17 protein-coding genes are annotated in these 15,196 nt (G+C 70.2%); 15 read left to right on the top strand and 2 right to left on the bottom strand.

The annotated features are described in order from the left end of the window. Window positions 1–48: 48 nt before the first annotated feature. Both ffh and ACE11G_RS10650 read left to right on the top strand, forming a co-directional pair. Entirely contained in the window at window positions 49–1,626 is a 1,578-nt protein-coding gene (gene ffh, locus ACE11G_RS10655) for a signal recognition particle protein (RefSeq protein WP_375002107.1), read from the top strand. Between the two features lie 70 nt (window positions 1,627–1,696). Then, complete coding sequence (locus tag ACE11G_RS10650) at window positions 1,697–2,770, top strand: amidohydrolase family protein (RefSeq protein WP_375002105.1); 1,074 nt, start codon at window positions 1,697–1,699, stop codon at window positions 2,768–2,770. A 22-nt stretch (window positions 2,771–2,792) separates the two neighbouring features. On the opposite strand, the gene ACE11G_RS10645 is transcribed toward ACE11G_RS10650, so the two are convergent. After that, window positions 2,793–3,449 (bottom strand): hypothetical protein, encoded by a 657-nt coding sequence (locus ACE11G_RS10645; protein WP_375002103.1) that lies wholly within the window; start codon window positions 3,447–3,449, stop codon window positions 2,793–2,795. A 281-nt stretch (window positions 3,450–3,730) separates the two neighbouring features. Here ACE11G_RS10645 and rpsP point away from each other — a divergent pair, with 281 nt between their 5' ends. From rpsP to ACE11G_RS10580, 13 genes are all read left to right on the top strand, one after another. Next, window positions 3,731–4,195: a 30S ribosomal protein S16 gene (gene rpsP, locus ACE11G_RS10640; RefSeq protein WP_006897912.1), complete on the top strand. Its 465-nt coding sequence runs from the start codon at window positions 3,731–3,733 to the stop codon at window positions 4,193–4,195. After that, complete coding sequence (locus tag ACE11G_RS10635; RefSeq protein WP_006897911.1) at window positions 4,192–4,434, top strand: RNA-binding protein; 243 nt, start codon at window positions 4,192–4,194, stop codon at window positions 4,432–4,434. Before rpsP ends, ACE11G_RS10635 begins: the two co-directional genes overlap by 4 nt. Before the next feature lie 22 nt (window positions 4,435–4,456). Then, window positions 4,457–4,984: a ribosome maturation factor RimM gene (rimM, locus tag ACE11G_RS10630; protein ID WP_006897909.1), complete on the top strand. Its 528-nt coding sequence runs from the start codon at window positions 4,457–4,459 to the stop codon at window positions 4,982–4,984. 1 nt (window position 4,985) lies between these two features. After that, window positions 4,986–5,666, top strand: a complete 681-nt coding sequence (gene trmD, locus ACE11G_RS10625; protein ID WP_006897908.1) for a tRNA (guanosine(37)-N1)-methyltransferase TrmD — start codon at window positions 4,986–4,988, stop codon at window positions 5,664–5,666. Window positions 5,667–5,736: 70 nt separating this feature from the next. After that, window positions 5,737–6,966 (top strand): hypothetical protein, encoded by a 1,230-nt coding sequence (locus ACE11G_RS10620; RefSeq protein ID WP_375002099.1) that lies wholly within the window; start codon window positions 5,737–5,739, stop codon window positions 6,964–6,966. Window positions 6,967–7,144: 178 nt separating this feature from the next. Beyond that, window positions 7,145–7,486: a 50S ribosomal protein L19 gene (rplS, locus tag ACE11G_RS10615; RefSeq protein WP_006897906.1), complete on the top strand. Its 342-nt coding sequence runs from the start codon at window positions 7,145–7,147 to the stop codon at window positions 7,484–7,486. Window positions 7,487–7,620: 134 nt separating this feature from the next. Continuing rightward, complete coding sequence (gene lepB / locus ACE11G_RS10610; RefSeq protein WP_006897905.1) at window positions 7,621–8,487, top strand: signal peptidase I; 867 nt, start codon at window positions 7,621–7,623, stop codon at window positions 8,485–8,487. After that, complete coding sequence (locus ACE11G_RS10605; RefSeq protein WP_062366791.1) at window positions 8,487–9,146, top strand: ribonuclease HII; 660 nt, start codon at window positions 8,487–8,489, stop codon at window positions 9,144–9,146. Before lepB ends, ACE11G_RS10605 begins: the two co-directional genes overlap by 1 nt. Then, window positions 9,146–9,457, top strand: a complete 312-nt coding sequence (locus ACE11G_RS10600) for a DUF2469 domain-containing protein (protein WP_006897903.1) — start codon at window positions 9,146–9,148, stop codon at window positions 9,455–9,457. The genes ACE11G_RS10605 and ACE11G_RS10600 overlap by 1 nt, the downstream gene beginning before the upstream one ends. Before the next feature lie 111 nt (window positions 9,458–9,568). Continuing rightward, window positions 9,569–9,985: a YraN family protein gene (locus tag ACE11G_RS10595; RefSeq protein WP_082781265.1), complete on the top strand. Its 417-nt coding sequence runs from the start codon at window positions 9,569–9,571 to the stop codon at window positions 9,983–9,985. Between the two features lie 6 nt (window positions 9,986–9,991). Next, on the top strand, window positions 9,992–11,509 hold the full coding sequence (locus ACE11G_RS10590) for a YifB family Mg chelatase-like AAA ATPase (protein ID WP_062366794.1): 1,518 nt from the start codon (window positions 9,992–9,994) through the stop codon (window positions 11,507–11,509). Next, window positions 11,506–12,636: a DNA-processing protein DprA gene (gene dprA / locus ACE11G_RS10585; protein WP_062366796.1), complete on the top strand. Its 1,131-nt coding sequence runs from the start codon at window positions 11,506–11,508 to the stop codon at window positions 12,634–12,636. The genes ACE11G_RS10590 and dprA overlap by 4 nt, the downstream gene beginning before the upstream one ends. 97 nt (window positions 12,637–12,733) lie before the next feature. After that, a complete protein-coding gene (locus ACE11G_RS10580; RefSeq protein ID WP_346075264.1) occupies window positions 12,734–13,591 on the top strand; it encodes a siderophore-interacting protein in 858 nt (285 codons plus the stop codon). A gap of 12 nt (window positions 13,592–13,603) precedes the next feature. Here ACE11G_RS10580 and ACE11G_RS10575 read toward each other — a convergent pair whose 3' ends face one another. Next, complete coding sequence (locus ACE11G_RS10575; RefSeq protein ID WP_346075266.1) at window positions 13,604–15,061, bottom strand: MFS transporter; 1,458 nt, start codon at window positions 15,059–15,061, stop codon at window positions 13,604–13,606. Between the last annotated feature and the right edge of the window lie 135 nt (window positions 15,062–15,196).

Genomic DNA, 15,196 nt, shown 5'->3' with positions numbered 1-15,196 from the left:
TCACGATCCGCGCGACATCGCCGCGCCCGGACGTGGAAGGATGGAGGAATGTTCGAATCCCTCTCTGACCGGTTGACCGGTGCTCTGAAGGACCTGCGCGGCAAGGGACGGCTGACCGACGCGGACATCGACGCGACCGCGCGCGAGATCCGCCTCGCACTGCTCGAGGCCGACGTCTCGCTGCCCGTGGTCCGCGCCTTCATCAGCCGCATCAAGGAACGCGCGAAGGGCGCCGAGGTCTCCGGCGCCCTGAATCCGGCTCAGCAGATCGTCAAGATCGTCAACGAGGAACTGGTCGGCATCCTGGGCGGCGAGACGCGGCGCATCCGCCTCGCCAAGAACCCGCCGACGGTCATCATGCTCGCCGGTCTGCAGGGCGCCGGTAAGACGACCCTCGCGGGCAAGCTGTCGGCGTGGCTGGTCAAGCAGGGTCACACGCCGCTGCTCGTGGCCTGTGACCTACAGCGCCCCGGCGCCGTGCAGCAGCTCCAGATCGTCGGTGAGCGGGCCGGAGTCCCGGTCTTCGCGCCGCATCCGGGCACCTCGGCCGGCGGCGAGGGCGAACTCGGCGTCGACGGCTCGGCCGATCCGGTCGCCGTCGCACGGGCCGGCGTGCAGGAGGCCCGCGACAAGCAGCACGATGTGGTCATCATCGACACCGCGGGCCGTCTGGGCATCGACGCGGAACTGATGCGGCAGGCCTCCGACATCCGGGACGCGACCGACCCGGACGAGGTGCTGTTCGTCCTCGACGCCATGATCGGCCAGGACGCGGTCACCACCGCCCAGGCCTTCGCCGACGGCGTCGACTTCACCGGCGTGGTCCTCACCAAGCTCGACGGCGACGCCCGGGGCGGCGCCGCGCTCTCGGTCCGCGAGATCACCGGACGGCCGATCATGTTCGCCTCGACCGGTGAGAAACTCGACGACTTCGACGTCTTCCATCCGGACCGCATGGCCAGCCGCATCCTGGGGATGGGCGACGTCCTCTCGCTCATCGAGCAGGCCGAGCAGCACTTCGACCAGGCCGAGGCGGAGAAGACCGCTGCCAAGATCAGCCAGGGCGAGCTGACGCTGGAGGACTTCCTGCAGCAGATGCTGATGATCCGCAAGATGGGACCGATCGGGAACCTGTTGGGCATGCTTCCCGGCGCAGGCGACATGAAGGACGCGCTCTCGCAGGTCGACGACAAGCAGCTCGACAAGATCCAGGCGATCATCCGGGGCATGACGCCCGCCGAGCGCGACAACCCGAAGATCATCAACGCCTCCCGACGGATCCGCATAGCGAACGGCTCCGGCGTCACGGTGACCGACGTGAACCAGCTCGTCGACCGGTTCTTCGCCGCACGCAAGATGATGTCGCAGATGTCGGGCCGGATGGGCATGGGCGGCGGCCGCAAGAACGCGCGCAAGGGCAAGAAGGGCAAGAAGGGGAAGGGCAAGGGTCGCGGACCCACGCCGCCCAAGGCGATGCGCGGCGGATTCCCGGGCATGCCCGGCATGCCGCCGGGCATGGGACTGCCGCCCGGTCTGGATCTGAGCAACATGCCTCCCGGCCTCGACGAACTGCCGCCCGGTCTGGAGGGCATCGACCTCAACGACCTGAAGTTCCCCAAGAAGTAGGTTTCCCGAGAAGTCAGCGGTCGCCGGCCGTCGCCGAATCGCGAACGGCTCGGCCGCGAAAGGCCCTGTGATGACTCAAGCGCTCGAATTCACCGGTACCGATCCGTTCACCGGCGAGGCCCTGACCTTCTGGGTCGTCGACGGAGCCGTCTCGACCGAGCCGGTCGCCGGCGCTGAGAAGGCCGGGGGCGGATGGATCGTCCCGGGTCTGGTGGACGCGCACAACCACGTCGGCATCGCACCCGGGCTCGGGGTCACCATCGACCGGGCGCGCGAGTACGCGAGGGCCGACGCCCGGGCCGGTGCGCTGCTGATCCGCGAGGTGGGATCGCCGCTCGACACCCATCCGCTCGACGCCGACCCGACCGGGCCCCGTTTCATCCGGTCGGGCAAGCACATCGCCCGGCCCAAGCGCTACCTGCGCGACTACGGTGTGGAACTCGAGAACCCGGACGATCTGGCGGACGAGGTGGCACGTCAGGCCCGCGACGGAGACGGATGGGTCAAGCTGGTCGGCGACTGGATCGACCGCGAGGTGGGCGATCTGGCTCCGCTGTGGACCCGCGATCAGCTCGACGCGGCCGTCGCCGCCGCGCACGAGAACGGTGCCCGGATCACCGCCCACGTCTTCGGAGCGGACGGGCTCGACGACATCATCGGGGCGGGGTTCGACTCGATCGAGCACGGCACCGGTCTGAGCGAGGACCTGATCGACGAGATGGTGCGCAAGGACATCGCGTTGGTGCCGACCCTGATTCAGCTGGAGAACTTCCCGGAGATCGCCGACGGTGCGGACCGATTCCCGAGGTACCAGGCCAACATGCGGGCGCTGTACGCCGGTCGAGGCGAGGTCTTCGCCCGGGCCCGCGAGGCGGGGGTGCGGATCTACGCGGGCACCGATGCGGGCGGGTTCATCGGGCACGGCCGGATCGTCGACGAGATCGAGGCCCTCGTCGGTGTCGGTTTCAGCCCGCTCGACGCGCTGGCCGCGGCCTCGACCGCCCCGCGCGAGTGGCTGGGAGCGTCCGGGCTCGAGCACGGTGCACGCGCCGACTTCATGGTCCTCGACGCCGATCCGGCTGCCGACCTGACGACGTTGCGGCGACCGCTCCACGTGGTCTGCGGCGGCGAGAAGATCGCATAGCCCACGGCGTGAGCCGCGCCGGTCAGCCGAGGATCTGCAGCACGCCGATCACGATCAGCAGCACCGTGACGAACCAGCCCGCATAGCGGATCACCACTTCGCGGTTGCGCCGGCCGTAGGCGAACACCCGACCGATCCACCAGTGTGGGCGGGCACGCACCACCACCAGCGCCAGGCCGGCGAGCAGGGGCAGGCTCAGGGCCACCGTGGCGTACAGGACCACACCGAGATACCGCTCGGTGAGCGGGATGTCGGTCGCCGACAGGACCGCCAGGCCCGCGTAGAACGGCACGGACGTGGCCGACTGGACCACGCCGAGCACGAATCCGACCAGCAGGGTCAGAGGGGACGGCGCCCGCAGCGGCGTGAGGATCTTGTCGACGAGGTCCGACGAGTCACCGCCGCGCCAGGTGAGGAATGCGGTGAGCAGACCGGTCAGGATCAGCAGGATCCCGAACAGCGGCGAGGAGATCACGGCGTCGACCACCGATTGGAGGCCGTCGAACACCAGCATCACGGCGAGCGCCAGAACGAGAACCCCGAGCCAGTCGCCGATCAGCACCAGCGGCGCGATCCGCCGGTACTGGCCGGGGCCCAGTATGAGCGCCAGCGTGACGAGAACCCCGATCAGGAGCACGTTCACCGAGTCGACGAATGCGAGCGACAGGGCGTGCAGCATGGATTCTCAGGTCTCCGGGGCGTCGTGCGGCGGCCGGTGCGGCCGCCGATGTCCGATGTCACGCTACCGGCTGCACGCGCCGGGACCGATTTCCGGTGGTCGGGACCCAGTGAGCCGGCGCTCCGGTTTGGGTGGCGGCTCGTACCTCTGGCAGAATGAGTCGCTGGTTCGCCGGAGCCGGCCACGGCCGACCGGCGGTCACCCCGATAGAGAACGCAAAACCGGGCTCGTCGCCGATCGGCGGGCCGCTGAATTGCGCTGTGACACAAGGAGACGCCCACATGGCTGTCAAGATCAAGCTCACCCGGCTCGGCAAGATCCGCAACCCGCAGTACCGCATCGTCGTCGCCGACGCCCGCACTCGCCGCGACGGCCGCGTCATCGAGACCATCGGCAAGTACCACCCGAAGGAAGAGCCGTCGCTGATCGAGGTCGACTCGGAGCGCGCTCAGTACTGGCTGGGCGTCGGCGCGCAGCCGACCGAGCCGGTCGCCGCCATCCTGAAGATCACCGGTGACTGGCAGAAGTTCAAGGGCCTGCCGGGCGCCGAGGGCACCCTGAAGGTCGCCGAGCCGAAGACCTCCAAGCAGGATCTGTTCAACGCCGCCCTCGCCGCTGCCGAGAACGAGCCGGCCGCCGCCGCGACCACCGCCAAGAAGAAGGCGAAGAAGGCTGACGAGAAGGCCGACGACGCCGCTGCCGAGGCTCCCGCCGAGGAGGCCGGTGACGCCAAGGCGGACGCGTGAGCGCCGTCGTCGCGGACGCCGTCGAACACCTCGTTCGCGGCATCGTCGCCAACCCGGACGACGTCCGGGTCGACCTCATCACCGGCCGTCGCGGCCGGATGGTCGAGGTTCATGTCAACCCCGACGATCTCGGCAAGGTGATCGGCCGCAACGGCCGCACCGCCACCGCGCTGCGCACCCTGGTCTCCGGCATCGGCGGCCGCGGCGTGCGCGTGGACATCGTCGACACCGATCGCTGATCGAAAGCAGGACTCGGATCTGATGGATCTGGTGATCGGTCGTGTCGTCAAGACGCACGGAGTCCGCGGTGAAGTCGTCGTCGACATCCGCACGGACGATCCCGCCGGACGTTTCGCGGTCGGCACGCGCCTGCGCGGCCGTGCCCCGCGGACTGCCGGCGGCGGGGAGACCGAGTACGAAGTGACAGCCGCCCGGATGCATGCCGGGCGGCTGTTGCTGTCGCTTGCCGGCGTAGGCGGTCGCGACGAGGCGGACCGGCTGCGCGGCACCCTGTTCGTCATCGACGCCGCCGACGTCGACTCCGGCGACGACCCGGACGAGTTCTACGACCACGAGCTCGAGGGACTGCCCGTCGCGACGGTCGGCGGTGAGAGCGTCGGCACGGTCAGAGAGGTGCTGCACCTGCCCGGTGGCGAACTGCTGTCGGTGACCACCGGTGACGGTCGCGAGGTGCTAGTGCCGTTCGTGCGCGAGATCGTCCCCACCGTGACCCGCGAGGGCATCGAGATCGATCCGCCCGACGGCCTGATCGACCCAGTCGAGGACTGACATGCGCATCGATGTCGTGACGATCTTCCCGGAGTACCTCGAACCGATGCGGGCGGCACTCCTCGGAAAGGCGATCGACGCCGGACTGATCGAGGTCGGCGTCCACGATCTGCGGCAGTGGACGTACGACGTCCACCACAGCGTCGACGACGCGCCCTACGGCGGCGGTCCAGGGATGGTGATGAAGCCACAGGTGTGGGGCGAGGCGCTCGACGCCGTCTGCCCGGACGACGCGCTGCTGGTGGTGCCGACGCCGGCGGGCGTGCCCTTCACACAGGCCACGGCCCAGCGCTGGAGTTCCGAGCGGCATCTGGTCTTCGCGTGCGGCCGTTACGAGGGGATCGATCAGCGGGTCTTCGACGACGCCGCCCGCCGGGTGCGTGTGGAGGAGGTCTCGCTCGGCGACTTCGTGCTGATCGGCGGCGAGGTGGCGGTCCTCGCCATGGTCGAGGCCACCACCCGTCTGATGCCGGGTGTGCTCGGCAATCCGCAGTCGCACCAGGAGGATTCGTTCTCCGACGGGTTGCTCGAAGGTCCTAGTTACACCCGTCCCAGAGTGTGGCGCGGACTGGAGGTGCCCGCGGTGCTCCTGTCCGGAGACCACGGCCGAGTCGCGCAGTGGCGGCACGAGCAGTCGCGCGAACGCACGCGTGAGCGGCGCCCGGACCTGCTGCAGGACTGATCCGGGCGGCGGACGCCGTGTGCTGCGGCGTGTCGCGGAACCGGTGCGGCCGCCGCTGCGTCCAACGAGTATGAGCACCACGTGGACGGTGGCCGCCGAGGAACTCCTCGCCCGGCTCGATTCGATGGATCCCGGCGCGGCCGCGGCCGACGCCGCGGAGATCGCCCGCATCGTCGACGCCGCGCGGGCGATCGGGGAGCGGATGGCCGCCGTGTTCGGCACCGGTTCGCTCGTCGGTGCGGCCGCGGACGGCGGGGCGAGGGCCGGTGTCGATCTCGCGGAGCGGATCACTTCCACCTCGGATCGTCTCGCGAGCGGCCGTAGCTCGCTGGCCTCCGCCTCGGGCGTGCTGGCCGGAGCGGTGGCGTATCGGCCCAGGGTCGTCGCACTGAGCGTCGTCGGCACCACCCAGCCCGCAGTGCTGTCGGCGCTGCTCGGCGTCGGTACCGAACTGGCCGGGGTGTACAACGCTCCGATGGACTCCTCGGCCCGCGGCCTCCTCTCCGGCGGTCCGGACGCGTCGCCTGCCTCGCACGGAGCGCCCGCGGCCGCCGACACGGCCGACCGAGCGGCAGTTCCGGCAGTGGCCGGACCGATGGCCGTGGACGTCCCGTCCGGCGACGGACCGCCGGTCGGGGACGGTCCGGTCGCCGCCGCACCCGATCAGGGCGCCGGCGCCGCGCCCGCGGCCGGCCCTCCGCGACCCGGTGTCGCCGCGGATGCGGGCCCGAAGCAGTCGTCGGCGGGTCCCGGACCCTCACCGGGAGCGGCTCCGGCCGCTGCGAGAGGCCCGACCGGCCCGTCCGCGGGCGACGGCGGTACCGGCCCGCCGGGCAGCACCGCCCGCCCTGGCCCGTCTCGTCACACGTCTTCGGCTCGGTCGGCGGAGCTCTCAGCCGCGCCTGGCGTCCTCGCCACCGTCCCGCCGCCGGTGCGGGCCGCCCCGTCGGTGCCGGCCGCGCCGAGGTCGGTCGTGTCTGAGACGACCTCGCCCGCGTCGCGAGCGGCGTCGGTGCCGGCAGGGCGCCCGGCGACGGCAGGCAATGCCTCCGCCTCCCGGCCGGGCGGCGGGCCGTACGGAGCCGCACCGTCGGCGCGACGCTCCGAGGACGAGGACGGCCACAGGCCCGCCGACTATCTGCGCTCGGCGACGGAGGGGATCCTCGTGCTGGGCCCGCAGCCGCTCGTCGCGCCGGCGGTCATCGGCGATCTCGAGGAAGGCGTTCCCGAGGCCGGGCCCGGCACCGACGTGCAACCGCCCGGCGACGATGACGACCAGGAACTCGACCTGACGCTGTGATCGCGGATTTCCCTCATGCCGGGTGGAGGTGGCACAATGTTTCAGGTTGCCTGCCGGAGACCTCGCGTCGACCGCTGCAGCGCACGGACCCCATGCCACGGGCATGAACCGGTCGAACCCCGCCGAATTCGCGTCGGGGCCGCCAGGTTCCTCTGTCCCCGCCCAGATTGGACGAGAAATGAACACCCTGGACCTCATCGACAAGCAGTCCCTTCGCGACGACATCCCCGAGTTCGGCCCCGGCGACACCCTCGACGTGCACGTCAAGGTCATCGAGGGATCGAAGGAGCGCGTGCAGGTCTTCAAGGGCGTCGTGATCCGCCGCCAGGGCGGCGGCATCCGCGAGACCTTCACGGTCCGCAAGGTCTCGTTCGGTGTCGGTGTGGAGCGCACCTTCCCCGTGCACAGCCCGAACATCGCCAAGATCGACGTCCTGACCCGCGGTGACGTCCGTCGCGCGAAGCTGTACTACCTGCGCGATCTGCGCGGCAAGGCTGCGAAGATCAAGGAGAAGCGCTGAGCTTCTGCTCGCCCCGGCGAGAAACGAACATCCAGACCCCGTCCCGCACGGCGCCGACCACCTCGGCCCGCGGGGCGGGGTCTGTTCGTGTCGGCCCGGCGGCGCGTCGAAAGTGAACCGGGTGGTCGGGAGCGGTGACGGACATCAGTACCCTGTTCTACGTGGACGACAACACCCGCGGGGACGACCCGTCGCAGGCTAACGACGAGCGCGGCAGCAGTGGGGGCGCCGAGTCCGATTCCGGATTCACCTTCCGGGACGACGCCCCCGAGGACGAGCAGAAGGGCAAGAGCCGCTGGCTCCGCGAACTGCTGATCATCGTCGGCATCGTGCTGGTGCTCATGTTCGTGTTCACCCAGTTCTTCTTCCGGCAGTACGTGGTGCCGTCGGAGTCCATGGAACCGACCCTGCACGGCTGCTACGGGTGCACCAACGACCACATCGTGGTCGACAAGATGGTGTACCGGTTCAGTGACCCGAAGCCCGGTGACGTGGTGGTCTTCAAGGCCCCGACCAGTTCGTGGGACGAAGGGTGGTCGTCGCCTCGCTCGTCGAACCCGGTGGTGCACAAGATCCAGGACGTGCTGTCGCTGTTCGCTCTCGCGCCGCCGGACGAGAACAACCTCGTCAAGCGGGTGATCGCGGTCGGCGGGCAGACCGTCCAGTGCCGCGAGGCCGACGGCAAGGGTGTCACGGTGGACGGCAAGCCCCTCCACGAGCCGTACATCGACAAGCAGTTGCAGGCGCAGACCTACCAGCAGTCGGGCGGGGTGCTCGGTCAGGGCTCGTGCTACGGCAGCGACTTCGGCCCGATCAAGGTGCCCGAGGGCAATCTCTGGGTGATGGGCGACAACCGCAGCAACTCCGCCGACTCACGGGCTCACATCGACGACGAGTTCCACGGCACGGTGCCGGTCTCCGACGTCCGCGGCAAGGTCCGGTTCATCATCTACCCGTTCTCCCGGATCGGGGGCGTGGGCTCGGTCGACCCGCAGAGCTGATGCCCGGATCGACTCGATGGCCCCCGCGGTCGCCGGTTCGGAAGGCAGCGGGATTGCGGACACTGGAGTTCACCCTGGCCCGCCAGGGGCTCGGCCCGGTGGCCGGCGTCGACGAGGCGGGCCGGGGTGCGTGCGCCGGCCCGCTGGTGGTGGCGGCGTGCGTGCTGAGCACTTCGCAACTGAAGTCTCTCGCTGCGCTGGACGACTCGAAGAAGCTCTCGGAGCCGGTGCGCGAGAAGCTCTACTCGGCGGTCGTGCGGCATGCGGTCAGCTGGAAGGTGGTGGCGATCCCGGCGGCCGAGGTGGACCGACTCGGGGTCCACGTCGCCAACATCGAAGGCATGCGGCGCGCGGTGGCCGGACTGTCGGTGCGGCCCGGGTACGTCCTGTCCGACGGATTCCACGTGCCGGGGCTGCCTGCGCCGTCGCTACCGGTGATCGGGGGCGACGCGAACGCTGCGTGCATCGCCGCCGCCTCGATCCTCGCGAAGGTGACTCGCGACCGGATGATGGTGGCACTCGACGACGAGGTGCCGGGCTATCAGTTCGCGGTGCACAAGGGCTACAGCACGGCCCTGCACATGGAGTGTCTGGACGCGCGCGGTCCCTCGGCGGAGCACCGTATGTCGTACCGGAACGTCCGCGATAGGCTGGCCTGATGAGCGCTGAGGATCTCGAGAAGTACGAAGCCGAGATGGAGCTGTCCCTGTACAAGGAGTACAAGGACATCGTCGGTCAGTTCACCTACGTCGTGGAGACCGAGCGCCGCTTCTACCTCGCGAACGGTGTGAATCTGGTTCCGCGCAATGCGGACGGCGAAGTCTATTTCGAGATTCACATGACCGATGCGTGGGTGTGGGACATGTACCGGCCCGCTCGCTTCGTCAAGCAGGTTCGCGTGGTGACGTTCAAGGACGTCAACATCGAGGAACTGGAGAAGCCGGAACTGCGGCTGCCCGACGAGCCCTGAGCCCGGGCGGGTGGTCGCGGACTGTGCAGAACACCCGCGGTATGCACACTCGCCGAGGAACGGGTGATCGGGACCTGTCACGGGTCGCCGCAGCGGCGCATCCTGTCCCGCATGGGGGAACAACGGGAGCAGCGAAAGCGGGAGAAGCGGGGCGTGGACCGCCGCGGTCTGATCGGGCGGGTCGGCGAGGATCTGGCCGCGGCGCGCCTGGCGGATCTCGGCTGGCGGATCCTCGACCGGAACTGGCGGACGAGGTACGGCGAGCTCGACATCGTCGCCGCCGACGGTCGGACTCTGGTGATCGTGGAAGTGAAGACGCGGGCCAGCCGGACGTTCACCGATCCGCTCGGTGCGGTGACCCCCGACAAGCTGCGCCGGATGCGGCGGCTGGCACAGCAGTGGCTGGCTCAGCAGGACGCGTTCTGGGAGGTCGTCCGTTTCGACGTGGTCTCGGTGCAGTTGGACATGACCGATCCGGAGGACCTCGAGCGCGCGATGTGGTGGCACCACGTCGGTGTGTGCGAGTAGCGCCCGATGTCCGGACTGGGGAGAGTGCACTCGGTGGGGCTCAACGCCTTCGCCGCCGATGTGATCGAGATTCAGGCCAACATCAGCGCGGGGCTGCCCGGGCTGACCATCAGCGGGAGTGTGGACACCTCGCTGCGTGAGGCGAAGGAGCGCGTGCGGGCCGCGATCGCGAACAGCGCGATACAGTTCCCGACCACCAAGGTCACGATCGCGCTGGCACCGGCCCGACTGCCCAAGAGCGGGCCGGGCTTCGATCTGCCGATGGCGGTCAGTGTGCTGATAGCGGCGCAGAAGGTGCCCACCACGAGGCTGCCGGGGACGGTGATGCTCGGCGAACTGGCGCTCGACGGCCGGGTGCGTCCGGTGCGCGGGGTGCTGCCACTGCTGCTGGCAGCGCGGGAGGCCGGGTTCGAGCGGGCGGTGGTGCCGGCCGAGAACGTCGCCGAGGCGGCTCTGGTGTCGGGGCTCGACATCGGCGGGGCGCGGTCGCTGTCGGACGTGCTGTCGTGGTTGAGCGGAGATCGCGCGCTCGACACCGTCGACGGCGAGACCGCGGAGCCGGCGCCGCCGGAGATCCCCGACATGGCCGACGTGGCCGGCCAGGCGACGGCACGGCGCGCGCTCGAGATCGCCGCGGCCGGATCGCATCACCTGCTGATGACCGGTCCGCCCGGCATCGGCAAGACGATGCTGGCGTGCCGGTTGCCGGGTATTCTGCCGAGCCTCACCGAGGAGGAGTCGCTGGAGGTGACCGCGATCCATTCGATCGCGGGAACGCTGCCCGAGCATCGGCCGTTGATCACCCTGCCGCCGTTCGTGGCACCGCACCACAGCACGAGCATCACCGCGCTGCTGGGCGGCGGGACCGGGATCGCGCGGCCGGGATCGGTGTCGCGGGCGCACCGCGGAATCCTCTTCCTCGACGAATGCGCGGAGATGGGACCGAAAGTCCTCGATTCGCTGAGGCAGCCGCTGGAGGAAGGGGAGGTCCGGATCTCGCGTCGCGACGGGACCGCCCGCTATCCGGCGCGCTTCCAGTTGATCCTCGCGGCCAACCCGTGTCCGTGCGCGCCCGCGAAGGACGTCGACTGCATCTGCACGTCCATCCAGCGCCGCCGCTATCTGGGCCGGCTGTCGGGCCCGCTGATGGACCGGATCGACATCCGCGTGGCCATGGACCCGCCCGGCGACGTCACACTGCTGACCGAACGCGGTGAGCCGAGCGCGGCGATCGCCGAGCGGGTGCTGCGGGCGCGCGAGGCGGCGCGGGAGAGGTGGTCCGAATTCGGCTGGCGCACCAACGCCGAGGTGCCGGGCAGCGCGCTGCGGCACCGATTCCGGCCGGGGCCGCAGGTGCGCCGGCCGCTGGAGGCGGCGTTGCGCACCGGACGGATCACGGCGCGCGGCGCCGATCGGGCGCTGCGTCTGGCCTGGACGTTGACCGATCTGCGGGGCGGCGACGCGCCGGGGGAGGACGACATCGTGTCGGCGCTGCTGTACCGCGACCGGGGAGGGCGACCGTGACCGACGACAAGGCGGCCCGCGCGTGGGCATACCTCGCGGCGGTGGCCGAGCCGCCGTGTGCGGCACTGATCGCGTTGGTGGCCGAACTCGGCCCGCTGGACGCCGCCGCGGCGGTTCGTTCGCGGAAGGTTCCCGCCGCGCACCGCGGCGTTCTGGCACCCACGCAGGCGCGCGCCGCGACCGACACCGCGGCGGAGGACCTGGCCAGGTGTGAGCGCATCGGTGCGCGCCTGCTCACCAGAGACGATCCGGACTGGCCCGGATGGCAGCTGCTGGCGCTCGATCAGGCGGACAGTGCCGCGCGGGGCGGAGCTCCGCTCGCACTCTGGGTGCGCGGGCCGGCCTCGTGCGGTGACGCGGTGGGCAGGTCGATGGCGCTGGTCGGCTCGCGCGCCTCATCGTCGTACGGCGATCACGTCGCCGGAGCGATGGCGGCCGCGCTGGCGGACGAGGGCTGGTCGGTGGTGTCGGGTGGGGCGTACGGGATCGACGGGGCAGCGCATCGAGGAGCGCTCGGTGCGGGAGGCACCACCGTGGCTGTCCTCGCGTGCGGCATCGACCGCACGTATCCGTCCGGGCACGCGCAGTTGCTGCACCGGATCGTCGAGACCGGGCTCGTCGTCAGCGAGTATCCGCCGGGCACATCCGCGGCCAAACATCGATTCCTCACCCGGAATCGTCTGGTCGCGGCGTTCTCGTCCGCGGTGATCGTGGTGGAGGCCGGACGGCGGTCGGGCGCGGCCAACACCGCGGCGTGGGCCAAACGGCTGGGCCGGCCGCTCGGGGCGGTGCCCGGGTCGGTCACCAGCGCCACCTCGGTGGGTGCCAACGCCATGATCGCCGACGGCGACGCCGTGCTGGTCGCCGATTCGGGCGCCGCGATCTCGCTCGCGAGCCCGGACGGATGCGACACGCGGGAGGCGGCACCGCGCCGCCGCACCGACGATCTGCGTCCGGATCAGCTGCGCGTGGTGGAGGCGCTGCCCGCGCGCGGCGGTCTCACCGTCGACGAGATCGCGTTCGCCGCGGGGCTGCCGATCGACGACGTCCTTCGGGCCCTCGCGGCGCTCGACCTGTCCGGTCATGTCGCCGGCTCCGACGGCACGTGGCGGTTGGGAGCTCGATGAGTGGGACACCGCCGGTGGTGGGAACGTCGGGGGACGCCTACGATGGAGCGAGCATCTTAGGATGCCCTAATCTTGTTGTGCCGAAAGAGGAGACCAGATGGCGAAGCCGGTGACCACGTTGACGGTCCTGCGGACAGAGCGGCTGACCCCGCACATGGTGCGCGTGTGGCTGGGCGGTGACGAGTTCGCCGCCTTCCGCCCCGCGGGCGGACAGGACGGTCACTACGACACCGACATGTACGTGAAGATCGTCTTCGCACCCGAGGGCGTCGATTACCCGCGGCCGGTCGACATGGACGCGATCCGGGACACGTATCCCGCCGAACAGCAGCCGATCCTGCGCACGTACACGGTCCGTCACTACCGGCCGGACGCCGCGGAATTGGCGATCGACTTCGTGGTCCACGGTGACGAGGGCGTCGCCGGACCGTGGGCCGCAGGCGTGCGGCCGGGCGAATCGGTGACCCTCCTGGGACCGGGCAGCGGCTACCGGCCCATGGCCGACGCGCCCTGGCACCTGCTGGTGTCGGACGAAGCCGGCCTGCCCGCGCTGGCCGCGGCGCTCGAAGCGATGCCGCAGGACGCGGTGGCCAAGGTGTTCATCGAGGTCGCCGGCCCCGAGGACGAGGTGGAGCTGACCGCTCCCGCCGGTGCCGAGATCACCTGGGTGCATCGCGGGGCGCCGTCCAACGAGGCCCCCGACGACCGGTCGGGCGACAACGCGCCGGTCATCGCCGCGGTGCGCACCGCGCAGTGGCTCGACGGTGAACCGCAGGTGTTCATCCACGGCGAGGCACAGGCGGTGATGAAGAATCTGCGCGGCTACGTGCGGAAGGAACGTGGCGTGAGCGCCAAGCGCGCGGCGTCGATCTCCGGCTACTGGCGCCGAGGCCGCACCGAAGAGGGCTTCCGCCAGTGGAAGGCCGAACTGCGCAAGGCCGAATCGCACGTGTGACGGGCGGGCGGCTCAGACGACGCGTTCGTCGCGGAGCCGGCTCGCGGGCACGCCCAGCGCGGCGACAGTCGCCAGGGCACACGTGACGAGCGCGACGATCGACGCCCACACATAGGCGTCCGTGGAGGGTACGGCGACGGCCCCGCCGGTCGTCGAGACGGTCTCGACGGACGCGGCCAGGATCATGCCGATCACGGCCGTGGCAGTGGACGTGCCGACCGATCGCATCAGTGCGTTGACGCCGTTGGCCTCCCCGGTCTGCGTCACCGGGACCCAGTCCATGATGAGGGCGGGCATCGCCGAATACGCGACGCCCAGGCCGGCACCGACGAAGCAGTTCACGATGACCATGAATCCCCACGTCGGATGCCAGGGCCCCGCGATCATCAGCAGGAAGCCCAGGTAACCGACCCCGATCACCACGCCGCCGGAGGCCAGTGAGACCCGTGCGCCGAAGCGCCGCGTCATCCACGCGCTGACGTAGGAGAACGCGAACATCACCAGCCCGGAGGGCATCAGCACGAGGCTGGCCTCCACGATGGTCAGTCCGACGCCGGTCTGGGTGGAGGTCGGGGCCTCGAGCACCTGGATCGGCATGATCTGCATGGCGTAGAACGCGAAACCGGTGGCGACGGAGGCGATGTTGGTCAGCAGGATGGGACGTCGAATGCTGGTGGCGAGGTCGATCAGCGGATTGTCCACGCGCTTCTCCCATCGCCACCACAGCACCGAGGAGACGACGAACGCGGCGAACAGGCCGAGCACGGCCGGGCTCGACCAGCCCCAGGCGTCGCCCTTGGAGAGAGCGAGCAGAATGCAGCTCAGCAGGACGGTGAGCCCGATCGCGCCCACCAGGTCGAAGCGCCCGCCCGTGGCGATCGAACTGCGCGGGACGGCCGCCGCGACGGCCGACGCGGCGATCACGCCGACCGCCGCGCTCACCCAGAACAGTGCGTGCCAGCTCACCTGCTGGGCGATCACCGCGGCGAACGGGAGGCCGAGTGATCCGCCGACGCCGAGCGAGGCCGACATCGCGCCGATGGACGAGCCGAGGCGCGCCGGGGGCACGATGTCGCGCATCAGGCTGATGCCGACCGCGATGGTGCCGATGCCCAGACCCTGAACTCCGCGTCCGATGAGGAACAGTGCCAGCCCCGACGAGAGCGCGCAGACGACCGATCCCGCCGCTACCGCGCCGAGACTGGCGATGAGGACCAGCCGCTTGCCGATCATGTCGCCGAGGCGGCCCGAGATGGGCGTCACCACCGCACCGACGAGCAGCGTGATCGTCAGCGCCCAGGACGCATTGGTCGGTGAGGTGCCGAGGATGGCCGGCAGGTCGGGGATCAGCGGCACGATGATCGTCTGCATCAGCGCCACCACGATTCCGGCGGCGCAGAGGATTGCGACGGCCAGGCGCGGGTGTTCGGCCGTGTCGTGGTGGTCGGCGGAGGTACTGGGGGATGTCACGGGGCGGTGGAGCTTTCGAAAGAAGGATGACGCCAGGCCGGGGAACGCGAGGCATCAGGAAACTTAGCGCGAAATAGGTAACCGAGGTTAAGTACTTTTCGCACGAGTGGGGGATACCACACCGGCATCCGCTGC

Source organism: Gordonia sp. PS3, from assembly GCF_041950545.1.
GTDB classification, from domain to species: domain Bacteria; phylum Actinomycetota; class Actinomycetes; order Mycobacteriales; family Mycobacteriaceae; genus Gordonia; species Gordonia sihwensis.
The sequence above is the reverse complement of the archived record's forward strand: the minus strand, read 5'-3'. Positions and strand labels throughout refer to the sequence as shown.